Genomic DNA, 22,107 nt, shown 5'->3' with positions numbered 1-22,107 from the left:
GCGGGCGCGGCCGGCGCCGGGCCGGCGGCCGGGTCGGGCGGCGGGGCCTGTTCGGGTTGCTTGCAGGCGCCCAGCGCGACGGCGAGGAACGCGGCGCCCAGCGCCAGAGTCAGCGCGCGCGGTCGCACGGTGGGGCGGGTGTGATTGCGGCTCATGTCGATCCTTTGCTGATTCGGGTCAGCGCAGTGGGAGGGTAAGCGGCCCGCGGTCAGCGCTCGTCGCTGCTGCGGGTCTGGCCGGCCTGGTATTCCGACAGCGAGATGAAACCGTCGCGGTCGAGGTCGTGGACGGCGAAGTTGGCGGCCAGGCGCGCGTCCATCGCGGCTTCGTCGCGGCTGATCTTCTGGTCGCCGTTGGCGTCGATCTCGGTGAAGCGGGCCGGGCCGATGGCGTCGCCCGGCGGTGGGGTGCGGGCTTCGCCGCGGGCGTCGTTGACGGGCGGCTCGGTGCGCTGCATCGGCGAGGCGGGGTCGCTGTGATCGCTGGGGCGCGGCGTGGTCGGCGCCTGCGCGAACGCGGCCGGCAAGGCGATGGCGCAGAGCAAGGCCAGCGTCGACGCGGCGTTGCGGTGTGTTGCGAACGTGCGGATCGTGGTGGTCATCTCGCGGCTCCGAATGGGAGGAGCTCCGGAGCGTCGAATGCGCGCTGCGCGGCTCCGGCGCAGTTCCGAAGCTACGGGGCGCGGTGCAAGCATCGCGGCACAGAGATGGGAAAATTTCGTAATGCGCGGGGTCTGCGACGGCGCGATGGCGTCCGCCGATTCATGCGTGGCGCATGCGCTGCGGGCGACGGCGGGAATTGCGCTTGCGTCGCAGGCGATGGTGCGCGGTCGCGGCTTGCGCCGCTCTACAGGGGCTTCGGCTGCGTCATGGGCCCCTGTAGGAGCGGCGCAAGCCGCGACCGCGACAACGCGACTACGGCGAAAGTCTCGCCAAACCCGCGTTACCGCCGCAGCGAGCCGAACTCAATCGAGTTCGCGATGATGCACCGCCACCTCGTTCCACCCCCGCAGCCGCGCATGCTCGGCCATGCGCTCGGCCAGATACACCGAACGATGCCGCCCGCCGGTGCAGCCGAAGGCGATGGTGGCGTAGCTGCGGGTGCTGTCGCCCTGCAGCCGCGGCAGCCAGGTATCGAGGAACTGGCCGACCTGTTCGACGAAGAGCTGCACGTCGGCCTGGGTTTCCAGGTAATCGCGCACGCCCGCGTCGCGTCCCGACAGCGGCCGCAGCGCCGGATTCCAGTGCGGGTTGGGCAGCGCGCGCGCGTCGAACACGAAGTCGGCGTCGGCCGGCACGCCGCGGCGGTAGGCGAAGGATTCGAACAGCAGCGACATGCCCGCTTCCACGCCCAGGCCGAATTCGGTGATGACGTGGCGGCGCAACTGGTGGATGTTGAATTCGCTGGTGTCGACGATGGCGTCGGCGATCTGGCGCAGCGGCTTGAGCACCTGCCGTTCCAGCGAGATCGCATCGGCCAGGGCCAGGCCGAACTGGCTCAGCGGATGGCGCCGGCGGGTGTCGGCGTAGCGCTTGAGCAGCACCGCGTCGCTGGATTCGAAGAACACCAGGCGCGGATCGGCGCCGAGCGCGCCCACCGCCGACAGCCACTCGGGAATATTGGCCAGATCGCTGTGGCGGTTGCGCACGTCGATGCCGACCGCGAGCTTGGTCGGCATGCCGTCCTCGGCCTTGATCACGTTCTGCACGAACTGCGGCAGCAGCTCGGCCGGCAGGTTGTCGACGCAGTAGAAGCCCAGGTCTTCGAAGGTGTTCAGCGCCACCGACTTGCCCGAGCCGGACATGCCGCTGACGATGACCAGGGTGAAGCCGGCGGTCTCGGCCGCGTTGCCGGGCGTCGCCCCGGCCGGATTGGACGCCGCGCCGCTCACGATTCTCCGCGCTCCAGGAAGTTGCTGTGCCGGGCGATGAACGCCGCGGCGGGGTCGAGGCCTTTCATGCGCAGGCTGTGCAGGCGCGTGGCCGCTTCGGTCAGCACCGCGAGGTTGCGGCCGGGCATGACCGGCAGGGTGATCATCGGCACGTCCAGGTCGAGCACGCGGCGCAGGCTGGTGTCGCCGGTCAGGCGCTCGATGCCGGTGGCCTTGGGCTCGCTCATCGGCTTGGTCAGGTGCACGATCAGGCGCAGGTATTTGTTGTTCTTGACCGCGGTGTCGCCGAACATCTGGCGGATGTTGAGCACGCCCAGGCCGCGCACTTCCAGCAGGTCCTGGAGCATGTCGGGGCAGGTGCCGTCGAGCACGTCGGGCGCGATCTGGGTGAATTCGGGCGCATCGTCGGCGACCAGGCGATGCCCGCGCGTCACCAGCTCCAGCGCCAGCTCGCTCTTGCCCGAGCCCGACTCGCCGGTGATCAGCACGCCGATCGAATAGATCTCCATGAACACGCCGTGCAAGGTGATCTGCGGCGCCAGCGCGCGCGCCAGATGGTATTGCAGGTGGTTCAGCAGTTCGTGCCCGCGCCGCGGCGACACCCACAGCGGGGTGTCGCTTTCCTCCGCGGCGATGCGCAGGTCTTCGGGGCAGGGCTGGTCCTTGCTGATGACCAGGGCCAGCGGCCGGTACTGGATGATCTTTTCGATGGTTTCCCAGCGCAGCCGCGAATCCAGGCCGTCGAGCCAGGTCAGTTCCTCGGTGCCGAGGATCTGCACTTTGTTGGGATAGATCGCGTTGAGATAACCGGCCAGCGACGGCCGCCGCGCGACGGTGTTGACCGCCTCGACCAGGCGACCTTCGCCGCGCTGGCCGGCCAGCCAGCGCAGCGCCAGCTTCTCGCGCTGCTGCTCGAACAGTTCGCCTGCGCGGATGCTTTTGCTCATGGGGATGAGAGTTTACGGGGTTCGGGGCAAGGCAGGGGCGGAAGCGGGGTAAAGAAGCGGGAACAAGAAGCGGGGTCAGGGAACTGGGGATTCGCGGTGCCATTGGGCTCCCCGCGACCTCTCAGTTCCCTGACCCCGCTTCTTGTTCCCGCCTTTGCATCCCCGCCTTTGCCCCACCCCTACGCCGCACTGCGCCTGCACTGCCGCAACAACCGCTGGCTCAACTCCGCCTCGTCCGGCGCGCTGCGCAGGCAGTCGCGGAAGGCCGGGTCGGCGAAGCGCTCGGCGAGTTCGGCCAGCAATTGCAGGTGTTGCTGCACGTGGTGTTCGGGCACGGCCATGGCCAGCACCAGGTCGACCGGTTCGCCGTCGGCGGCGCCGAAGTCGACCGGCCGGGCCAGGCGCAGGAACGCGCCGCAGCCGGTTTCCAGCAGCGGCGAGCGTCCGTGGGGAATGGCCACGCCGTGGCCGATGGCGGTGCTGGCGAGGCGTTCGCGCTCGCGCAGGCCGGCGTCGAGGGCGGCGGCGGTGTGCGGGTCGCCGCCGGCCAGCAGCCGGGCGGCGGTTTCGAGCACCGCGTTGCGATCGCCGGGGTTTCCGAGGATCGCAACGCGCTCCGCGCTCAACAGGTCGTAAAGCGGCATGGCGGCAGGGTGTGGCTGGCTAGCGTTGGCTGGCGCGGAGTTTACGCCTGAACTCAGCCGATTTCGCCGATTTCCCCGTTGCGGGCCAGGCTTTCGCCGCGGTGGTGATCGACCAGCTTGCTCTTGTGCTTCATCAGCAGGCGGTCGAGCTTGTCGGCGAGCAGGTCGATGGCCGCGTACATGTCGACGGCGGCGGCGTCGCAGTGCAGGGTGCGGCCGGCGAGGTTGAGGGTGGCCTCGGCGCGATGGTCGGGCTTGTCGAGGCTGAGCTGGGTGCGGACGTCGAAAGGTTGGTCGTAATGGCGTTGCAGACGGGCCAGCTTGGATTCCACGTAGTCGCGCAGGGCTGCGGTGACTTCGATCTGCTGGCCGTGGGTTTCGATACGCATCTGGGGACCTCCTTCACGTCGCGGATGAATGCAGAACTGGGTTCCGCCCGGCCTTTGACCGGACCGAAACGGAACCGGGTGACGCCCTGGCCGGGACCACCGGACCAGGGAGTCCAGCATCGCACGCTGATGAGCCGGCGCAAGGGGCCGGCGTCGTGCTTTGGTCGTAGCTGCGCGCGAAGGCCTTGATCGGCCTGGGTTTTTCGATCTGTGTAAAGTTTTTGCAATGGCGATGGACGCAATCGGCATAAGCCGCGGCGTGGTCGCGTCGAGTGCTGAGAAGCCTTTGTCGCCGAGAAGCCGGGAGAGCGGGCCGGGCGCGGATGCGCCGGCGCGGCCGCTCAGGCCATGCGCACGCGGTCCTGCGAGGACGGGATGCTCATCGCCTCGCGGTACTTGGCCACGGTGCGCCGCGCCACCGGCACGCCGGTGGCCTTGAGGGTCTCGGCCAGGCGCGCGTCGGACAGCGGCTTGCGCGGGTTCTCGGCCTCGATCAGGCGCCGGATCATGGCCTGGATCGCGGTGCTGGAGGCCTCGCCGCCGGCGCCGGTGTCGATGCCGGAGGCGAAGAACGCCCGCAGCGGCACGGTGCCGCGCGGGGTGCGCGCGTACTTGCGCGCGATCGCGCGCGAGACGGTGGATTCGTGCAGGCCGACTTCGTTGGCGACCTCGCGCAGGGTCAACGGGCGCAGCGCGCTGTCGCCGAACTCCAGGAACGCGGCCTGCTGCTTGAGCAGGCAGCGCGCGACCTTGAGCAAGGTGTCGCCGCGCGCTTCCAGGCTCTTGAGCAGCCAGCGCGCTTCCTGCAGATGCCCGCGCAGGTAGCTGGCGTCGGACGCGCTGGCGTGGCGGATCATGCTTTCGTAGCCGCGGTGGATGCTGATGCGCGGGCGCATCGCCTCCGACAGCGCGACCCGCCACAGGCCGTGCTGGCGCCAGATCACCACGTCGGGGGTGACATAGGTGTCGGTGGAGATCGCGCCCATCTGCGCGCCGGGGCGCGGGTCGAGCGAGCGCAGCAACTGCACCGCGGTCTCGACCTGGGCCGGGTCGAGCTTGAGCTCGGCGGCGAGCCCGGGCACGCCGATGCGCGGCAGCCGTTCCAGCGGGCCGAGCGCGATCTGCAGCGCCAGCGCCTTGCCGGGCGTGTCGTCGGCCAGCGTGCCCAACTGCAGGCTCAGGCATTCGCCGAGCGAGCGCGCGCCGGTGCCGACCGGATCGAAGCGCTGCACCTGGTGCAGCACGGTCATGATTTCGTCTTCGCCGACGCTGAGCTCGGGCGCGAGCGAATCGGCGATGGACTGCAGCGGCTCGCGCAGATAGCCGTCGTCGTCGATGGCCTCGATGATGGCCACGCCGATGCTGCGGTCGCGCGGCGACAGCGGGCTCAGGTGCAGTTGCCACAGCAGGTGGTCGAGCAGGGTTTCGGCGTCGGCGACCTGTTCGGCCGCGGGCGAGTCGTCGTCGTGGTCGGACGGGCCGACCCGCTCGTACCAGGTCTCGCCGTCGTCCAGGGTCCATTCCGGCTCAGGCGCGGCGTCGGAATTCGGGCCGTCGCCGCCGGGGCCGGCGCCGTCCTCGGACGAGGACGCGACGCTGGAGGCGTGCACGGGTTCGCCGGAGGCGTCGGGTTCCGGCGCGGCCGGTTCGGTCCAGTCCAGCAGCGGATTGCTTTCCACCGCGCTCGCCAGTTCCGCCTCCAGCTCGACCGCCGACAGTTGCAACAGGCGGATCGCCTGCCGCAATTGCGGCGTCATCACCAGCTGTTGTCCGAGAGAGGCTTGGAGGCGGGGCTTCATATCGATGGTTGACGCGACCGGTTGGGCGGACGCCCGCCGCTGGGCGGGTGGCCGGAGTCGCGCATCGCGGGCGTGGCCTCACGCCCGGCAACCGCTCGAAGAGGTTACAGACGGAAGGAGTCGCCCAGGTATACGCGACGGACATCGGGATTGGCCAGCAGCGCGTCCGGAGCCCCCTGCGCGAGCACGCCGCCGTCGTTCAGGATATACGCCCGGTCGCAAATGCCCAAGGTTTCGCGCACGTTGTGGTCGGTGATCAGCACCCCGATCCCGCGATTCTTGAGGTGGCGCACGATTCGCTGGATCTCGCCGACCGAGATCGGGTCGACGCCGGCGAAGGGTTCGTCCAGCAGCATCAGCCGCGGCCGCGCGGCCAGGGCGCGGGCGATCTCCACGCGCCGGCGCTCGCCGCCGGACAGGCTGGCGCCGAGCTGGTCGGCGACGTGGCCGATCTGCAGTTCTTCCATCAGCGCGGCCTGTTCGCGCTCGATCCCGGCGCGGTCGAGGTCTTCGCGCAGTTCCAGCACCAGGCGCAGGTTGTCGGCGACGCTGAGCTTGCGGAACACCGAGGGTTCCTGCGGCAGGTAGCCCACGCCGTACTTGGCGCGCGCGTACATCGGCTCGGTGGTGATGTCCTTGCCGTCGAGCACGATCCGGCCGGCGTCGGCCGGGACCAGGCCGACGATCATGTAGAAACAGGTGGTCTTGCCGGCGCCGTTGGGACCGAGCAGGCCGACCACTTCGCCGGCGTCGAGGGTGAGGCCGAAATCGCGCACCACCTCGCGCTGGCGGTACGCCTTGCGCAGGCCCTGGGCGACCAGCATCAGCCGCCCCCCTTCTTGGCCGGCCTGGCCGGCGCGGGCTTGGGCGCGGCCGGCTTCGGCGCGGGCGCCGGCGCGGCGCCGGCGTCCTTGTTCTTGGGCTGCAGCTGCATCGACACGCGGCCGCCGGTGCCGCCGCTTTCGACCTGGCCCGACTTCATGTTGTAGACGATGCGCTCGCTCTTGATCGTGTCGCCGGCCTTGTCGACGAAGGCGTTGCCGGTCAGCACGACGGTGTCCTTGGGCATGTCGTAGTCGATCTTGTTGGCGCGGCCGTTGAACGGCGAGCCGTCGTCGAGCTCTTGCTTGATCGTGGCCTGGCTGCCGGTCAGCTGGACGGTGCTGATGTCGCCGCCGACGCGGCGGATGTCGGCCTTGGCGGCGTTGATGACCAAGGTGCCCTGCACGGCCTTGACGTTGCCGGTGAGCACGCAGGGGCCGTCGTCGGCGGTCGAGCAGTTGCTGGCGTCGGCGTCGACGTTCATCGGCTGGTTGCGGTCGGACGAACGTGCCGAGGCGGCCAGCGGCGCCAGCGCCACGGCGGCCACGGCCAGGCACAGCGCCAGCGTCTTAGCGGGCTTTCGCTTCATAGCGGACCTTGACGTCTTTGAGATTGATGTTCTTGGAGTCCAGATCGGCCTCCATCGCTTGGCCGGTAAGTATAGTGCCCGGCTGGATCATCTGGACCTGGACGTCGGAAGTGGCCCGGTTGGCGTCGGGGAACACGTTCAGTTGCTCGGTCGCGATATTGATCGGCTTGCCGTTGGCGTTGGTGCTGTCGGCCTTGACCTGGCCGCGCAGCCGCACCTCGTCGCCCTCGCCGTTGACCCAGCCGCGCTGCGAGCGCACTTCCCACGGGCCGCCGTTGCCGCCGGTGCGCGGCGGGATCAGGAACAGCGGGGTGACGATGTCCATCGTCTTGTCGGCCGGATTGCGGGTCAGCTGCGGCGCGCGCAGGGTGAAGGATTCGCGGCCTTCCTTGTTGAGCACGACCACGTTGAAGTCGGTCAGCACGTAGTCCGGGCGGGTCTGTTTCGCGGCCGCGGCCGGCTTGTCGCGCTGCGACCACCAGGCCCAGCCGGTCAGCGCGGCGGCGGCGAGCAGGATCACCGTGGAGAGAAAGCGCCAGTTCATCCCAGCGCTCCGGCCAGGATCGCTTCGGCATGGCCCTGCGCGCCCAGCAGCAGGTCGCACAGCTCGCGCGCCGCGCCTTCGCCGCCGCGCGCGTGGGTGCGCCAGTGCACGCGCTCGCGCACCCACGGGTGCGCGTTCGCCGGCGCCACCGCCAGGCCGACGTGCGGCAGGATGCGCAGGTCGGCGAGGTCGTCGCCCATGAAGGCGACCTGTTCGAGCGTCAGCGCCAGGCTTTCGGCGATCTGCTTGACGCACACCAGCTTGTCCTTGATGTCGCCGTGCGAACTCGCGCCCAACTCGGCGGCGCGGTGCGCGGCGATCGCGCCGCCGCGCGCGGTGACGAAATGCACCGCGATGCCGTGCTTGCGCAGCAGCGCCAGGCCCTGGCCGTCCTGGACGTGGAAGCTCTTGGACTCGCGCCCGCTCTCGTCGTAGGTCAGGCGCCCGTCGGTGAGGGTGCCGTCGACGTCGAAACAGGCCAGCCGGATGCGCGCGGCGCGCTCGCGGATGTCGGCGGGGTAGTCGTTGAGGTGGCTGTAGGGCATCGAGCTAGGAGATAGCGGATAGGAGTTAGGAGTTGGCGGTTGCGGGTGGTGTTGGACGGCGATTTTGGAGACGACGGCGAATTGGCTAACTTCTAACTCCTATCCGCTATCTCCTGGCCTTAAACCACCCGCGCTCGCAACAAGTCGTGAATATTCAACGCGCCGACCACGCGGCGTTCAGTATCCACGACCAGCAGGCCGCTGATCTTGTGCGTTTCCATGAGCTGCGCGGCTTCGACCGCGAGCGCGTCGGCGCCGATGGTCTTGGGCGAGCGGGTCATGACCTGTTCGATCCGGGTCGAGCGCAGGTCCACGCCGCGGTCGTCGAGGGTGCGGCGCAGGTCGCCGTCGGTGTACAGGCCGATCAGGCGGTCGTCGCCGTCGACCACCGCGGTCATGCCCAGGCGCTTGCGGCTCATCTCCACCAGCGCCTCGCTGACGCTGGCGTCGGCATGGACGCGCGGCACGTCGTCGCCGGCGTGCATGATGTCGGTGATGTGCAGCAGCAGCCGGCGGCCGAGCGCGCCGGCCGGATGCGAGCGGGCGAAGTCGTCGGCGGTGAAGCCGCGCGCTTCCAGCAACGCCACCGCCAGCGCGTCGCCCATTGCCAGCGAGGCGGTGGTGCTGGAGGTCGGGGCGAGGTCGAGCGGGCAGGCTTCGGCCGGCACGCTCACGTCCAGGTGCACGTCGGATTCGCGCGCCAGGGTCGACTGCGGCCGCCCGGTCATCGCGATCACCGCGTTGCCCTGGCGCTTGAGCACCGGCAGCAGCATCAGCACCTCGTCGCTTTCGCCCGAGTAGGACAGGGCCAGGACCACGTCGGCGTCGGTGATCATGCCCAGGTCGCCGTGGCCGGCTTCGCCCGGATGGACGTAGAAGGCCGGGGTGCCGGTCGAGGCCAGGGTCGCGGCGATCTTGCGCGCGATGTGGCCGGACTTGCCCATGCCGGTGCAGACCACGCGCCCGCTGGCGGCGAGGATGCGCTGGCAGGCGCGGGTGAAGTCGCCGTCGATGCGCTCGGCCACCGCGGCCAGGGCCTGGGCCTCGATTTCGAACACGCGCCGGCCGCTGTCGGCCAGGCCGGACGCGGACCCGGCGGGAATCGTGGCGCCGGCGGCGCGGGCGGGGGCGGGCTGGGTCATGGGGCGGGGCGGTCCTGAGCTGTGGTTCTCGAGCACGATGGCGCCGGGCGGGCGCGGCGGCGGGGCGTTGCGGGCGTCCGCGGAAACCCTCGTTGCGGCCGCCGGCATTCCGGAGGCCGGGGCTTTGGGCTAGGCTAAGCCGCCAATTCTAAGCGGTTCGCCCGCCCCGCGCCGTCCCTGCCGGCACATCCGCCGCTGCCGGGCCCTTCGTATTCAGCCCTGCGCCGGTCCGGTCCGGGCCGAACCCTTGGCCGAACCCTGATCCGGTTCCGCCCCGGTTTCGGCGCCGTCGCCGGCGCACCGGGCCGTCGCCGTCCCTTTCTTCCATCGCTCGCCGGCCTGGCCGCCGGCCCGTCCAGCCAAGAGGTTTCGCCGTGAACGCCGACATCATCCGCTCCCTGATCGAACAAGGCCTGCCCGGCGCGCAAGCGCAGGTGCGCGGCGACGACGGCGTGCATTTCGAGGCCACCGTGGTCGCCGAGGCCTTCCGCGGCAAGCTGCCGCTGGCCCGCCACCGCCTGGTCTACGCCACCCTGGGCGAGCGCATGGGCGGGGAAATCCACGCCCTGGCGCTGAAGACCCTGACCCCGGAAGAAGCCGGCCAGGCCTGAGCGGCGGCCGCCGCGCCGCGCGCGCCGGCCCACTTCACCGTCGCCTCACTCAATCCGGCGCGCCTGCTTCTACCATGGGCGCCCCGCGATCCGCTTAGGCGGTCGCGCCGCAGCGGCGACGCCGCTCACGTTATCTTTGTCCGGCGGCCGGCCGCGCCCTGCGGCGGCGCCGGTCTTTCCCGCTCCCTCTTTCGACTTCAGCGAACCCGTCAATGCAAAAAATCGTGGTGGAAGGCGGCCAGCCGCTCAACGGCGAGGTCCAGATCTCCGGCGCCAAGAACGCCGTCCTGCCGATCCTGTGCGCGACCCTGCTGGCCGACGCGCCGGTGACCATCCGCAACGTGCCGCGCCTGCACGACGTGCTGACCACGGCCAAGCTGCTGGGCGAACTCGGCGCCGGCGTGGTCAGCGAGGGCTCGCAGATCACCGTCGACCCGACCACGGTCAACAGCCACGTCGCGCCGTACGAGCTGGTCAAGACCATGCGCGCCTCGGTGCTGGTGCTGGGCCCGCTGCTGGCCAAGTACGGCGAAGCCGAAGTGTCGCTGCCCGGCGGCTGCGCGATCGGTTCGCGCCCGGTCGACCAGCACATCAAGGGCCTGCAGGCGCTCGGCGCGGAGATCGTGGTCGAGAACGGCTACATCAAGGCGCAGCGCCGCGGCCGGCTCAAGGGCGCGCGCTTCGTGTTCGACATGGTGACCGTCACCGGCACCGAGAACGTGCTTATGGCCGCGGTCCTGGCCGAAGGCACCAGCGTGCTGGAGAACGCGGCGATGGAGCCGGAGGTGGTCGACCTGGCCGATTGCCTCAACGCCCTGGGCGCGCGCATCGAGCACGCCGGCAGCGGCCGGATCGTCGTCCACGGCGTCGAGAAACTGCACGGCGGCAGCCACGACGTGCTGCCCGACCGGATCGAGACCGGCACCTTCCTGGTCGCCGCGGCGATGAGCGGCGGCCGCGTCACCGTCACCGGCAGCCGCGCCGATACGCTGGATTCGGTGCTGGACAAGCTGCGCGACGCGGGCGCGCAGATCGACGTCGACGGCGACCGCATCACCCTCGACATGGGCGGCCGCCGCGCGCGCGCGGTCGATCTGGTGACCGCGCCGTACCCGGCGTTCCCGACCGACATGCAGGCGCAGTTCATGGCCCTCAACTGCACCGCCGAGGGCGCCGGCGTGATCAACGAAACCATCTTCGAAAACCGCTTCATGCACGTCAACGAGCTGCTGCGCCTGGGCGCGGACATCCGCGTGGACGGCCACACCGCGGTGGTGCGCGGGGTCGGCAAGCTCAGCGGTGCGCCGGTGATGGCGACCGACTTGCGCGCCTCGGCCTGCCTGATCCTGGCCGGCCTGGTGGCGCAGGGCGAGACCACGATCGACCGCATCTACCACCTCGACCGCGGCTACGAGAACATCGAGAAGAAGCTGTCGGGCTTGGGGGCGAAGATCCGCCGGGTCGATTGAACCGGCCCGAAGGGTTCGGTTCTCGTGGGAGGGCCTTCAGGCCCGATGCTCTTCGATCCGATCGCGGCGACCTGAAAAAAGAGCCTCGGGCCTGAAGGCCCTCCCACAAAAAAGCCCCGCATTCGCGGGGCTTTTTTGTTGTTGCGGGGAACAAAACGTCTCAACGCACCGCCTGCACCCGCAGATCGATCGCGTCGCTGCCGTTCTCGCGCTGCAGGATGCGCACCGGCACCGGCACGTCCGCGACCACCCAGGCGATGGTTTCCTTGTCGCCGTTCTTGCTCGACACCTTGGTCGCCTGCTGCGACTTGCCGCCGACGCTGATGGTTTCCTTGCCGACCACGCTGTAGCTGAGCTGCTTGACCCGGCCGTCCTCGACCATGCGGTAGCTCATCGGCTTGCCGGCGGTGGCGTCGCGCACGATCGCCAAGTTGATCAGCAGGCCGTCGAGGTCGCCGCTCTGCAGCTTGATCGGGCCGGCGCGGTCGCCCTTGACGTCGCCGGTCCAGGTGGCCACGCCGCGGCTCCAGTCGTAGCTGGCGTCGATGTTCTTCTTCTTGGTCAGCACCTTGCTCGAATCGCTGCCGCTGAGCGGGCGCAGCTTGCCGCTGGCCTCGTCGAAGGTGGTGGACTGGCGCAGTTCGGCGAGCGGGCTGGTGATGGACAGCTCGTACTTCCAGCGGCCGCCGTCGGCCTGCGACACGGTCATGCGGCCGGCGCCCTGCATGCCCATGTAGCTGGCCGAATAGTCGGCGCTGAACGGCTTGACCGCGAGCGCCGGCGCGCTGGACGCGGCCAGGGCGCCGGCCACGGCGGCCATGCGGAAAAGCTTCGAAAACTTGGCGGTCGTCATTGCTGGTTGACTCCTTTGTATTCGACCAGGCGCAGATCGTAGGTGTCCTGGCCGTCTTCGCGTTGCAGGATCCGGACCGGCGTGGGCACGCCGTCCACGACCCAGATCGAGGTTTCCTCGTTGCCGCTCTGCACGCGGTTGACGCGCATCGCGTTGAAGCTCATGTCGTCGATCTTGACCCCTTCGAGCTCCTGTTGCACCACATATTGGTGCGGGCGGGCGCGGCCGGAATCGACGAATCGGTAACTCAGCGTCTTGCCGGGCTGGGCGTCGCGAACCACGGCCAGATTGATGAGCAGGCCGCTCATGTCGCCGTCCTGCAACGGGATCGGCTTGCGCCGGTGCTCCTTGACGTCGCCGCTCCACTGCGCGGCGCGCTGGTTCCAGTCGTAATTGCCGTTGATGACGCGCTTGGAGAACAGCACCTTGCGCACCATGGTCTGGCTGAGCGGGCGGTAGGCGTCGCCGACCAGGTCGAACACCGTGGTCTGCTGCGCGGCGGCGCCGGCCAGGCTCATCATGCCGTGCTCGGCGCGGATGTCCAGGTCGATGCGCCAGTGCCCGCCTTCGGGCCGCACCTGCATGGTGGCGTCGCCGAGCGCCTTGCCGCCGTTGAACACCTGGTAATTGGCTACGAACGGTTCCAGCGCCAACGCACTGGTCGGCGCGGCCACGCCCGTCAGCGCGGCCAGCAGCAGGGGCAGAAAGGGCTTCATGGCGACGCGGCGGATCCTGGAGCGCGGTGCGCGGTGGGGAGGGGCGTTGCGTGCGGCGGTGCGGGCGGGGCGGTTCTGGGGGGAGCGCCGCGCCTGCGGGACGCGGCCGCGGCTTCAGGCCGCGACGCCGCTGGCGGGATCGCTCAGACGGCCGGCGAAATCTAAACGCAGCGGCGTAAATAGCGGATGACCATCGACCTGGACGGTTGCGCCGTGTTCAGCCAGGCGGCCGGAGACCGCCAGGCGCATGACCGCGAGCAGCAGCGGATGCTCCACACCCAGGACACGCTCGGCCAGCGATTCAGGCGTATCGCCGGCATTCACCGGCACCACGGCTTGTGCGACGACGGCACCGGCGTCGAGTTCGGGGATGACGAAATGCACGCTCGCGCCGTGCTCGGCGTCGCCGGATTCGATCGCCCGGGCGTGGGTGTGCAGGCCGCGGTATTTGGGCAGCAGCGAGGGGTGGATGTTGAGGGTGCGGCCGCGGAAGCGCGCGACGAAGGCGTCGCCGAGGATGCGCAGGTAGCCGGCGCACAGCACCCAGTCCGGACGCACGGCGGCGACGGCGTCGGCGAGCTCGGCGTCGAAGGCCTCGCGGCTGGGGTAGCCCCTGGCCGCGGCCGACCAGCGCAGCGCCGGCGTCACCCGCTGCAGCGCGGCCGCGCCGGGCTTGTCCGAGAACACCCCGACCACCTCGCCAGCGAGGGTGCCGGCGGCGATCGCGTCGAGCACGGCCTGCAGGTTGCTGCCGCGGCCCGATGCGAGGACGGCGATGCGGGGAAGCGGCTGGGGCATTGCGGGCGGCGGGTTAGGAGCGGTGCGGCATTTTAGGCGATCCGGGGGGATCGCGGCGGGGCGGAGCGGAAAGGCAAAGTCAAAATGGATTCCGGCTTTCGCCGGAATGACGGGATACAAGCGAGGCGCAAGCCCCCCCTAACACCGTCATTCCGGCGAAAGCCGGAATCCATTTTGATCTTCGCTTCCCGCTTCCCGCTTCCCGCTTCCCGCTTCCCGCTCTTCGCCCTTCGCCCTTCGCCCCGCGCCGGCCCGGCACCGCCGCCGGGCCAGCGCGCCGGCCGTCGTCAGAACTGCGCGTCCACCGACACGAACCACTGCCGCGGCGCCCCGGTCAGCAGGGTCTGGAACGTGCCCTGCGGGTCGTAGTCGCGGAAGCCGTTGCTGCCGAGCGTGGCGATGTAGGTCTTGTCGAACAGGTTGTAGACGTTCAGCGCGACCCGCAGCGACTTGATCTGGCCGAGCTCGCGCTTTTGCCAGCTCACCCCCGCGTCCCACAGCCAGAACGCGTCGGTGCCGGCGTCGTTGCTGTAGGTGTAGTAGCGCTTGCCGGTGTACTTGCCGCCCAGGCGCAGTTCCACCTCGCCCAGGCCGTAGCTCAGTTCGGTGGCGAACAGCTGCTTGGGCGTGTCGACCATCTGCTTGCCGCGCACGTTCACCGTCCGGCCGCCGGTGACGTAGTTCGAGCGGTACTGCGAATCGTTGTAGGCGTAACTGGCCAGCCAGCGCAGGTGTTCGTTCGGCGTCCACACGAACGCGAGTTCGCCGCCGAGCGTGCGCGCCTTGCCGACGTTGGCGAACTGGTTCGGGCAGCTGACCACGCCGGGGCAGGGCACGATCACCAACTGGCGGTCGTCGAAGTTCACCGCGTAGGCGGTAGTGGAGAGCTGGTAATGCTCGTCGCCGTAACGCCAGCCCAGTTCCAGGGTCTTGGATTGCTCGGGCCTGGCGCTGGCGCGGCTGAGGTCGAACGAGGCCTGGGTCAGCGACCACGCGCCATTGACGCCGGGGCGGAACGCGGCCTGATTCTCGGCGTAGTTGGCGAACACGTCGCTGCGCTCGTTCAACTGCCACGACGCGCCGAGCTGCGGCAGGAAGCTGTCGCGTGCGCGCAGGCGGCCGCCGGCGCGGCCGGGCACCACGACGCTGCCGTCGGTGACCACGTCCTGGCCCTTGAAGCCGGCGTTGACGGTCAGGCGCTCGTCGAACAAGCGCATCGTATCCTGCAGGTACCACTGGCGGGTGCGGGTGTCGAAGCGCTGGCGGAACAAGCGCTGGGCGAATTCGCTCGAGTCGAACAAGCGCTGGTCGTCGACCGGGCCGTCGATGTTGACGAAGCTGCGGCCGGCGCCGTGCACGCTGTCTTCGAACCAGAACCCGCCTTCGAGCGTGTGGCTGCCCAGCGTATAGCTCAGGCGCGCGTTGAGCCCGCTGCGTTCGATGTCGTAGCTGGTGATGCGCAGCGCCATCGGAATCGTCGGCGAGCTGATGTATGGAGTGAACCAGTGGCCCTGGCCTTCGTTGCGGTGGTAGTAGCCGGTGGCGTTCAGGCGCAGCGCGTCGCTGAGATCGAACTCGCCCGACAGGCCGGCGAGGTCGTCGTTGCGCAGGCCGCGGGCGAGGTAGTAGGCGTCGTCCTTGGTCTTGACGCAGCCGCTGAAGCGGCCGTTGGCGGCGGCGAGTGCGCGCTGCCAGTCGGGCGCGTAGTTGTCCCAGCCGTAGCCGCAGCGGCGGATCAGGTCGAGCGAGAGATCCGGATCGTCGGTCTCGTTGCGGCGCGAGGACGACAGCCACAGCGCCAGGCGGCCCTTGTCCCACTGGTACACGGCCTTGCCGTTGAACTGCTGCTGTTCCTGCACGCCGGCGCCCTTCCAGCGATCGGCCTGGTTGCGCATGCCCGAGACGTAGGCGCTGAAGCCGCCGAAGTCGCCCGTGTCCACGCGCACGAAGCTGCGCAGCGTCGCGTTGTCGCCGAATGCCAGGCCGGCGCGCGCGCCGAATTCGGCGGCCGGGTCGGAGGAATGCAGCAGCAGCGCGCCGCCGAGATTGCTGGTGGACGGAGTCCGCAGCGCGCCGGCGCCCTGGGCGAGTTCGAGCTCGGCGACGTTCTCCGGCAGGATCGCGCGGTTCGGCGAGAGGCCGTTGTTGTTGGCGTAGCTGTTGTCGCCCAGCGGGATGTCGTCGAGCGCGTAGCCGAGCTGGTTCTGGGCGAAACCGCGGATGGCGATGCGATTGGACCATTCGTAGCTGCCCCACGGGTCGGAGCTGACGAAATGCACGCCGGGCAGCTTCTCCAGCACCTTGACCGGATTGGTTCCCGGCGCGGCCGATTGCAGTTCGGCCTGGCCGACGTGCTGGACCTGGCGGGTGTCGCGGTGGCCGATCACCGACAGGGTATCGAGGCTGACGGCATCGTCGCGTTCCAGCGGCGCGCCGGCGGTCGCGCCGGCCGCCGGCGCGGCGGCGTGGCCGGGCGGCGACAGCGCCGCGGCGAACAGGGCCAGGGCCAGGGGAGTGCGGGTGAAGGCGTTCATGGGGTCTCGTGGAGTACGCGCCGCGGTGGCGATGGGGCGGCATTACAACGAGGCGATATGAAGGCGGCGGCGCGCGGGGCGGACTGCGGGGGGAACCTGTCTAGTGCTTCGTCGGGGCGGGGCGGATTCAGGTAGTTCGGGGCAATCGAATCGGCCGAGGTTGCGGTTGCTTGCTCTGCCGTTGCCGTTGTTCTTGTTATTGGCTCCCCCCGCCACCCCAAACTCGACACAGGCAACTGGAGACCCGAAGGGCGGCGGGGGAGCGAAGGGCAACGGCAACGGCAAAATGGATTCCGGCTTTCGCCGGAATGACGGGCTGGGGGATTCGAAGCGATCCCCGATTTGCGCTCAGTACCGCCGCTCGCCGCTCACCCACACTGCCTCCAACTGCGGCAATCCGCGTACCCTGCGCACCCGCAACAGATCGGCGCGCTGCCCGGCCGCCAGTTCGCCGCGGTCGTCGTAGCCGGCAGCACGCGCGGGCGTGCGAGTGACCATCGCTATCGCACGGGGCAGGCCGATGCCGTCGCAGTCGCCGAGCTGGAACGCGGCCAGCAGCAAGCTTGCGGGAACGTAGTCCGACGACAGCGCGTCGAGCGCGCCGGCGCGGGCGAGGTCGATCGCGGCGACGTTGCCGCTGTGCGAACCGCCGCGGACCAGGTTCGGCGCGCCGGCCAGCACGCTCAGTCCGGCCGCGCGCGCGGCGCGCGCGGTGGCGAGGTTGACCGGGAACTCGGCGATGCGCGCGCCGGCCTCGACCGCTTCGGCGATATGGCTCAGGTCGGAATCGTCGTGGCTGGCCAGCGGCAGCGCGCGTTCGCGCGCCAGGGTCAGCACGGCGCGACGGTGCGTGGAGGCGTGGCGATGCTGCAGGTCTTGCAGCCGGCGCACCTGCGCCTGGAACGCTGCGTCGTCGCGCGCGTTGCCGTGGCGCGCGGCGTAGGCGCGGTAGCGTTCCAGGTCGTGGAACTGGCGCTGGCCGGGGGTGTGGTCCATCAGCGACAGCAGCCGCAGTTGCGGCGTGTCCAGCAGCGGTTGCAGGCGTTGCGGCAGGTCGGGGCAGGGCAGTTCGCAGCGCAGGTGCACGCCGTGCTCGATGCGCAGGCCGCCGTCGTCGCGCGCCTGCGCCAAGGCGGCGAGCACGCCCTGCGGCTGCACCGCTTCCTCGGCCTCCTCTTCGCCGACCGAGATCGCATTGAGCGCGGTGGTGATGCCGGCGGCGAGCAGTTGCGCGTCGTGCGCGCGCACCGCCGCAGCCGCGGGCCAGTGCGCGCCGGGGCGCGGCAGCAGGTGTTTTTCCAGATTGTCGGTATGCAGCTCGACCAGCCCCGGCAACACATAGTCGCCGTCGCAGTCCAGCGCCGCCGGCGCGCGCAGGCGGCCGGCGCCGAGCTCGAGCACGCGCCCGCCAGCGGCGCGCAGGTGGCCGTGGACGATGCGGTCGGGCAGGATCAGGCGGGCGTTGTCGAGCAGAAGTTCGGAAGCGGACATTTCGGGCGCCGGCATTTCTGGAGCGGGCATCGGTTCGGGCCGGCGCGCGAGCGCTGTCACCAGGGTGCAACGCCGGCGGGTTCTGATGGCGACGGCCGCGCGATGCGACCTGTCTAGTGAAGCAAGCGCAGATGGAGGTTGTATGACATCCCCCGCCGCCGCGGACCACGCCCAGCGCGACGCCGCGATGCCGTTGTGGCAGCAGATCGAAACCGCCTTGCTCAAGGACATCCGCGGCGGCGCGCTCAGCGAGGGCGACAAGCTGCCGTCCGCGTTCGACCTGGCCAAGCGCTTCGGAGTCAACCGCCACACCGTGCGGCGGGCGATCGAGGCGCTGGAGGAACGCGGTTTCCTGCGCACCGAAACCGGCCGCGGCAGCTTCGTGCAGGAGCATCCGTATCACTACCCGATCGGCCGCCGCACCCGCTTCGGCAAGGCCATGCACGATCTCAACGTGGAGAGCCGCTATCGCCTGATCGAAGCCGGCACCCAGTCGCCGCCGCGCGCGGTGGCGCGCTCGCTCGGGCTGCTGGCCGGCGAGCGCGTGCACCGCGTGGTGTATTCCAGCGAAGTCGAAGGCCGCACGGTCGATCACAGCGAAGCCTGGTTTCCGGCCGTGCGCTTTCCCGGCCTGGACAAGGTGTTCGCGCAACAGTTGTCGGTGACCCGCACCCTGGCCGAATTCGGCGTGCGCGACTATCTGCGCAAGCACACCGCGGTGATGGCGCGCCTGCCCAGCGCCGAGGTCGCGCGCGTGCTCGGCCAATCCACGCGCCGGCCGGTGCTGTGCGTGCATTCGCTCAACGTCGATCCGCAGGGCGCGCCGGTGCAGTTCGGGGTGACTTCGTTCGCCGGCGATTGGGTGCAGTTGATGGTCAGCAACGACGCCTGAGCGCGGCGCTGCGGCTCGAGCCTTTCGATGCAGGCCGAATACGGCTCGAATACAGCCCGAACGCATGCGCGCCGCGCCGGCGATGACCGAACCGTGACACCGGCCCGCCAGGCCGTGGCCGCTGCGCGCTTCGAGTCACATCCGCCGCCGCAATCGGCCTCTAGCCTGCGCGCTCCCTTCCGCTGCAGGAGCGCCGCATGCCGTTGCCCCGATCCTTCCTCCCTCCGCTCAGCGCCGGCCTCGCCCTGGCGCTCGCGTTCTGCGCGCCGGCCGCGGCCAGGACGCCTAAGGTGCTGTTCATCGGCACCGACGGTTTTCGCGGCGACGTCTACGGCGCGGTCGCCACGCCGAACCTCGACGCGCTGGTCGCCGACGGCTATCTGGCGCGCGAAGGCCTGACCGCCGACACCGCGATCAGCGGCACCGGCTGGTCGTCGCTGTTCACCGGCGTGGAACGCGACAAGCACGGCGTCTACGACAACAGTTTCAGCGGCAAGAACTACGCCGACTGGCCGGACGTGCTGAGCCGGATCGAGCGCGTCGCGCCGAACAAGAACACCGCGGTCGCGGTGGCCTGGTCGCCGCTGGCTTCGCAACTGCCGTGGACCGGCGTGGACACCGTCTACGACGCCGGCAGCGACGCCAAGGTGCTGGCCAAGGCGCTGGAGCTGCTGGCGCAGCCGGCCGGCCCCGATGTGCTGATGCTCGACTTCAACGAACCCGACGGCGCCGGCCACGCTGGCAGCTATTTCAACCGCGACGCCGACGGCTACACCGCGGCCATCCGCGGCGTCGACGCGTCGATCGGAAAACTCGCCGCGGCGCTGCGCGCGCGGCCGAACTACGCCAACGAGGATTGGCTGATCATCGTCGGCACCGACCACGGCGGCTCCGTGCACCACGGCCACAACACGCCGGAAGACCGCAAGACCCTGATCGCGTTCAGCGGCGCCTCGGTGCCCAAGCTCGGCCTGGAACCGCTGCGGCTGGCGCCGCGCCAGGTCGACGTCGCGCCGAGCATCCTCGACCACCTCGGCCTGGCCGTGCCGGCCGGGCTCGACGGCCGGCCGATGCAGCGCCCCGCGCGCGAGGCGGCGCCGGCGTTCGGCGTCAACCTGTTGGCCAACGGCGACGCCGAGTATTCGATCGGCCGCCGCGACCGCGGCTACGACAGCGACGTGCCGGGTTGGCGCAAGGGCCGCGGCGGGCAGGTCGTGGACTACGCTCAGTACGCGTGGCTGCCGGCGCGCCCGGCCGGCGGCGGCGCCAACCTGTTCATCGGCCGCGACACCGCGAAAAGCAACACCCTGAGCCAGCGCGTGGACTTGCGCGGGCTGGATCCGAGCGCCGCGACGTTCGCGTTGTCGGCCGACCTGGGCGCCTCCAGCGGCCACCGCGCGCGCGTATTCCTGCGCTTCTACGACACGCGCCGCCTGGCCAGCTTCGGCAGCGGCAGCATCGGCCACGTGTTCCGCGGCGGCGAGTATTACCGCTACGACATCGCCGCCGACCGCGTCGCCAGCGGCTATCCGCAGTCCATCGCCAGCAACTGGACGGGACTGGAGCGCTTCGCCGGCGGCGCGCGCGATTTTGATGCGGCTGTCGACGGCGGCAACGGCAAGGCGTTCTTCTTCAAGGGCGATCAATACATCCGCGTCGACCTGGCCACGCGCAGCGCCGATGCCGGCTACCCGCTGCCGATCGCCGCGAACTGGCCGGGCCTGGAGAAATTCGCCGGCGGCGCGCGCGATCTCGACGCGGTGCTGATGTTCAGCCGCAGCCAGATGTATTTCTTCAAGCGCGATCAATACATCCGCTACAACCTCGACCTCGATCGCGCCGAGCGCTACTACCCGGCGTACCTGTCCGAATCCACATGGTCGGGCAGCGGCGAATGGCCGGCGCACTGGGCCGGCGGGCTGAACTTCGCCAACGGCAAGTCGTATCTGTTCAAGCCCGGGCAGTACCTGCGCTACGACCGCGCGCTCGACCGCGCCGACGCCGGCTATCCGGCGCCGATCACCGCCGGCAACTGGCCGGGATTGCAGGCGCTGTACGCCGGCGCCGCGTTCGAACTGGCGCCGGCCGGCGGCAGCGGCGCGATGCAGCGCTACCGGCTCGACGGCGCGGTGCCCGCCGACGCGCAATGGGCCGAGGTCGAGATCCGCTTCGAACACGGCAACGCGCAGGGCGATGCGTTCGCCGACAACCTCAGCCTGAGCGTGCAGCGCTGAGCGATCGGGTTGGCGCCGCCGGGCCGGCGATCCGGACCGGCGGCGCCTTGCGCGCAGGCGCGGGCTTTGCGCAAGGCCGAACCGAACGGACACGTCCGCGCGCGCGGGGGCCACACGCATGCCGCGCGATTGCGATTGAAGTCCGCGCTGAATGTGATCGCGAACGCGGAAGCCTGCGTGCCTGGCCCCGTCCGCCGCCGGGATCGGCAAAGTTGCCGGCAGGGGGCACAGGGAGCGGTCAGTGGTCGAGGAAAGGCTCAGGCGTGTCGCGGCGATGGCGGCCGTGTTGGTGGGATCGCTCGGTCTCGGCGCCGAGGCGATGGCCGCGGCGGACGCGCACGCGCCGCCGGCCTGCGTCGCGGCGACCACGGTGCTGCCCGATCCGGCGCAATGCCTGCGCGGCTATGGATCCGACCCGGCGGCGGGCCGCGGCGACCGCGCCGAGACGACGCTGGCGGCGTTGTACAAGCGCGTCGGCACGCACATGGACTCGAGCCAGTTCGCCGAGGCGACGCAAGTATTGGACTGCGCCGAAGCCGTCGCCGGCGCGCATCCCTCCGCCGCCGTCGCGCAGGAACTGGCGCGCCGCCGCGGCGTGCTCGAGTTCCGCCGCGAATGTCCGCTGCAGGCGCTGAACTGGTTCAAGCGCGCGCTGGCGCAGGCCGAGCGCTCGGAAAACCGCATCGCCCAGGGCAAGAACTGGACCAACATCGGCGCTGCGTTGTTGAGGTTGGGCGACGTGCGCGGCGCGCTGCAAGCGCAGACCGCCAGCCTCGACCTGCTGCGCGGCGTGCCCGAGGAAGCCGCGCGTCCGCTCAACAATCTGGCCGAGATCTACCGCGACCTCGGCGACGCCGCGCAGGCATCGCGCTACTACCGCCAGGCGCACGATGCGCACCTGGCCGCGGGCAATCAGGTCGAGGCCGCGCACACGCTCGAATCCTGGGGCGCGTCGCTGCTCGACCGCGGCGACAACCGCGGCGGCGAGGCCTTGCTGTTGCAGGCGCGCGAGGCCCTGCTCAAGACCGACAACCGCAAGTATCTGCAACGCACTTATGCCGAACTGGCGCGCGCGGCGCAGGCGCGCGGCGACCTCGACGCGGCGGAGCGCTGGGCGCGCAGCGGGCTGGCGGCGGTGAACGCCGGTGCGGGCGAGATCGCGCCGGCGCCGCTGCAGTTGCAGGCCGCGCAAGTCGA

At 70.2% G+C, this 22,107-nt stretch carries 22 protein-coding genes; 5 read left to right on the top strand and 17 right to left on the bottom strand.

The features are described 5' to 3' along the window. Positions 1–208: 208 nt before the first annotated feature. The 11 genes from A7A76_RS12255 to A7A76_RS12205 form a co-directional block, all read right to left on the bottom strand. Positions 209–601 carry a hypothetical protein gene (locus tag A7A76_RS12255; protein ID WP_206411446.1) on the bottom strand — a complete coding sequence of 131 codons (393 nt, stop codon included), beginning with the start codon at positions 599–601 and terminating at the stop codon, positions 209–211. Between the two features lie 363 nt (positions 602–964). Next, positions 965–1,822 (bottom strand): RNase adapter RapZ, encoded by an 858-nt coding sequence (rapZ, locus tag A7A76_RS12250; protein WP_277425823.1) that lies wholly within the window; start codon positions 1,820–1,822, stop codon positions 965–967. 65 nt (positions 1,823–1,887) lie between these two features. Next, a complete protein-coding gene (gene hprK, locus A7A76_RS12245; protein WP_206411445.1) occupies positions 1,888–2,838 on the bottom strand; it encodes an HPr(Ser) kinase/phosphatase in 951 nt (316 codons plus the stop codon). 179 nt (positions 2,839–3,017) lie between these two features. Beyond that, the gene (locus A7A76_RS12240) at positions 3,018–3,482 is read right to left on the bottom strand and encodes a PTS sugar transporter subunit IIA (RefSeq protein ID WP_206411444.1); all 465 of its coding nucleotides are present in this window, start codon (positions 3,480–3,482) and stop codon (positions 3,018–3,020) included. Between the two features lie 53 nt (positions 3,483–3,535). Beyond that, positions 3,536–3,871, bottom strand: coding sequence for a ribosome hibernation-promoting factor, HPF/YfiA family (gene hpf, locus A7A76_RS12235; protein WP_206411443.1), 336 nt, complete (start codon positions 3,869–3,871; stop codon positions 3,536–3,538). A 341-nt stretch (positions 3,872–4,212) separates the two neighbouring features. Beyond that, a complete protein-coding gene (locus tag A7A76_RS12230) occupies positions 4,213–5,670 on the bottom strand; it encodes an RNA polymerase factor sigma-54 (protein WP_206411442.1) in 1,458 nt (485 codons plus the stop codon). Between the two features lie 104 nt (positions 5,671–5,774). After that, complete coding sequence (gene lptB / locus A7A76_RS12225; protein WP_206411441.1) at positions 5,775–6,494, bottom strand: LPS export ABC transporter ATP-binding protein; 720 nt, start codon at positions 6,492–6,494, stop codon at positions 5,775–5,777. Next, positions 6,494–7,081: a lipopolysaccharide transport periplasmic protein LptA gene (gene lptA / locus A7A76_RS12220; protein ID WP_206411440.1), complete on the bottom strand. Its 588-nt coding sequence runs from the start codon at positions 7,079–7,081 to the stop codon at positions 6,494–6,496. Before lptA ends, lptB begins: the two co-directional genes overlap by 1 nt. Continuing rightward, positions 7,062–7,625: an LPS export ABC transporter periplasmic protein LptC gene (lptC, locus tag A7A76_RS12215; RefSeq protein WP_206411439.1), complete on the bottom strand. Its 564-nt coding sequence runs from the start codon at positions 7,623–7,625 to the stop codon at positions 7,062–7,064. The genes lptA and lptC overlap by 20 nt, the downstream gene beginning before the upstream one ends. Continuing rightward, entirely contained in the window at positions 7,622–8,170 is a 549-nt protein-coding gene (locus A7A76_RS12210) for a KdsC family phosphatase (protein WP_206411438.1), read from the bottom strand. Before A7A76_RS12210 ends, lptC begins: the two co-directional genes overlap by 4 nt. A gap of 119 nt (positions 8,171–8,289) precedes the next feature. After that, positions 8,290–9,312: a KpsF/GutQ family sugar-phosphate isomerase gene (locus A7A76_RS12205; protein WP_206411437.1), complete on the bottom strand. Its 1,023-nt coding sequence runs from the start codon at positions 9,310–9,312 to the stop codon at positions 8,290–8,292. 374 nt (positions 9,313–9,686) lie between these two features. Here A7A76_RS12205 and A7A76_RS12200 point away from each other — a divergent pair, with 374 nt between their 5' ends. Continuing rightward, complete coding sequence (locus A7A76_RS12200) at positions 9,687–9,923, top strand: BolA family protein (protein WP_074864108.1); 237 nt, start codon at positions 9,687–9,689, stop codon at positions 9,921–9,923. Positions 9,924–10,135: 212 nt separating this feature from the next. Continuing rightward, positions 10,136–11,392 carry a UDP-N-acetylglucosamine 1-carboxyvinyltransferase gene (gene murA / locus A7A76_RS12195; RefSeq protein ID WP_206411436.1) on the top strand — a complete coding sequence of 419 codons (1,257 nt, stop codon included), beginning with the start codon at positions 10,136–10,138 and terminating at the stop codon, positions 11,390–11,392. On the opposite strand, the gene A7A76_RS26565 is transcribed toward murA, so the two are convergent. From A7A76_RS26565 to A7A76_RS12170, 6 genes are all read right to left on the bottom strand, one after another. Further along, on the bottom strand, positions 11,332–11,514 hold the full coding sequence (locus A7A76_RS26565) for a DUF6053 domain-containing protein (protein ID WP_428995135.1): 183 nt from the start codon (positions 11,512–11,514) through the stop codon (positions 11,332–11,334). The genes murA and A7A76_RS26565 overlap by 61 nt on opposite strands. 38 nt (positions 11,515–11,552) lie before the next feature. Next, on the bottom strand, positions 11,553–12,245 hold the full coding sequence (locus A7A76_RS12190; protein ID WP_206411435.1) for a DUF3108 domain-containing protein: 693 nt from the start codon (positions 12,243–12,245) through the stop codon (positions 11,553–11,555). Further along, a complete protein-coding gene (locus A7A76_RS12185) occupies positions 12,242–12,961 on the bottom strand; it encodes a DUF3108 domain-containing protein (RefSeq protein WP_206411434.1) in 720 nt (239 codons plus the stop codon). Before A7A76_RS12185 ends, A7A76_RS12190 begins: the two co-directional genes overlap by 4 nt. A gap of 114 nt (positions 12,962–13,075) precedes the next feature. After that, a complete protein-coding gene (gene purN / locus A7A76_RS12180) occupies positions 13,076–13,759 on the bottom strand; it encodes a phosphoribosylglycinamide formyltransferase (RefSeq protein WP_206411447.1) in 684 nt (227 codons plus the stop codon). A gap of 287 nt (positions 13,760–14,046) precedes the next feature. After that, the gene (locus tag A7A76_RS12175) at positions 14,047–16,293 is read right to left on the bottom strand and encodes a TonB-dependent receptor (RefSeq protein WP_206411433.1); all 2,247 of its coding nucleotides are present in this window, start codon (positions 16,291–16,293) and stop codon (positions 14,047–14,049) included. 348 nt (positions 16,294–16,641) lie between these two features. Then, positions 16,642–17,784 (bottom strand): alpha-D-ribose 1-methylphosphonate 5-triphosphate diphosphatase, encoded by a 1,143-nt coding sequence (locus A7A76_RS12170; protein ID WP_206411432.1) that lies wholly within the window; start codon positions 17,782–17,784, stop codon positions 16,642–16,644. A gap of 142 nt (positions 17,785–17,926) precedes the next feature. Here A7A76_RS12170 and phnF point away from each other — a divergent pair, with 142 nt between their 5' ends. From phnF to A7A76_RS12155, 3 genes are all read left to right on the top strand, one after another. After that, entirely contained in the window at positions 17,927–18,676 is a 750-nt protein-coding gene (gene phnF / locus A7A76_RS12165) for a phosphonate metabolism transcriptional regulator PhnF (RefSeq protein ID WP_206411431.1), read from the top strand. Positions 18,677–18,873: 197 nt separating this feature from the next. Beyond that, entirely contained in the window at positions 18,874–20,910 is a 2,037-nt protein-coding gene (locus tag A7A76_RS12160) for a hemopexin repeat-containing protein (RefSeq protein ID WP_206411430.1), read from the top strand. Positions 20,911–21,199: 289 nt separating this feature from the next. Next, the coding region (locus tag A7A76_RS12155; RefSeq protein ID WP_206411429.1) for a tetratricopeptide repeat protein at positions 21,200–22,107 on the top strand (908 nt) is incomplete at its 3' end.

This window comes from Lysobacter enzymogenes (assembly GCF_017168095.1).
Taxonomy (GTDB): domain Bacteria; phylum Pseudomonadota; class Gammaproteobacteria; order Xanthomonadales; family Xanthomonadaceae; genus Lysobacter; species Lysobacter enzymogenes_D.
This window is presented reverse-complemented; position numbering and strand designations above follow the sequence as displayed.

Coding starts and splice junctions, on each gene's coding strand:
- A7A76_RS12255 (WP_206411446.1), bottom strand. CDS start 601: ATGACCACCACGATCCGCACGTTCGCAACACACCGCAACGCCGCGTCG.
- hprK (WP_206411445.1), bottom strand. CDS start 2,838: ATGAGCAAAAGCATCCGCGCAGGCGAACTGTTCGAGCAGCAGCGCGAG.
- A7A76_RS12240 (WP_206411444.1), bottom strand. CDS start 3,482: ATGCCGCTTTACGACCTGTTGAGCGCGGAGCGCGTTGCGATCCTCGGA.
- hpf (WP_206411443.1), bottom strand. CDS start 3,871: ATGCGTATCGAAACCCACGGCCAGCAGATCGAAGTCACCGCAGCCCTG.
- A7A76_RS12230 (WP_206411442.1), bottom strand. CDS start 5,670: ATGAAGCCCCGCCTCCAAGCCTCTCTCGGACAACAGCTGGTGATGACG.
- lptB (WP_206411441.1), bottom strand. CDS start 6,494: ATGCTGGTCGCCCAGGGCCTGCGCAAGGCGTACCGCCAGCGCGAGGTG.
- lptA (WP_206411440.1), bottom strand. CDS start 7,081: ATGAAGCGAAAGCCCGCTAAGACGCTGGCGCTGTGCCTGGCCGTGGCC.
- lptC (WP_206411439.1), bottom strand. CDS start 7,625: ATGAACTGGCGCTTTCTCTCCACGGTGATCCTGCTCGCCGCCGCCGCG.
- A7A76_RS12210 (WP_206411438.1), bottom strand. CDS start 8,170: ATGCCCTACAGCCACCTCAACGACTACCCCGCCGACATCCGCGAGCGC.
- A7A76_RS12205 (WP_206411437.1), bottom strand. CDS start 9,312: ATGACCCAGCCCGCCCCCGCCCGCGCCGCCGGCGCCACGATTCCCGCC.
- murA (WP_206411436.1), top strand. CDS start 10,136: ATGCAAAAAATCGTGGTGGAAGGCGGCCAGCCGCTCAACGGCGAGGTC.
- A7A76_RS26565 (WP_428995135.1), bottom strand. CDS start 11,514: ATGCGGGGCTTTTTTGTGGGAGGGCCTTCAGGCCCGAGGCTCTTTTTT.
- A7A76_RS12190 (WP_206411435.1), bottom strand. CDS start 12,245: ATGACGACCGCCAAGTTTTCGAAGCTTTTCCGCATGGCCGCCGTGGCC.
- A7A76_RS12185 (WP_206411434.1), bottom strand. CDS start 12,961: ATGAAGCCCTTTCTGCCCCTGCTGCTGGCCGCGCTGACGGGCGTGGCC.
- purN (WP_206411447.1), bottom strand. CDS start 13,759: ATGCCCCAGCCGCTTCCCCGCATCGCCGTCCTCGCATCGGGCCGCGGC.
- A7A76_RS12175 (WP_206411433.1), bottom strand. CDS start 16,293: ATGAACGCCTTCACCCGCACTCCCCTGGCCCTGGCCCTGTTCGCCGCG.
- A7A76_RS12170 (WP_206411432.1), bottom strand. CDS start 17,784: ATGTCCGCTTCCGAACTTCTGCTCGACAACGCCCGCCTGATCCTGCCC.
- phnF (WP_206411431.1), top strand. CDS start 17,927: ATGACATCCCCCGCCGCCGCGGACCACGCCCAGCGCGACGCCGCGATG.
- A7A76_RS12160 (WP_206411430.1), top strand. CDS start 18,874: ATGCCGTTGCCCCGATCCTTCCTCCCTCCGCTCAGCGCCGGCCTCGCC.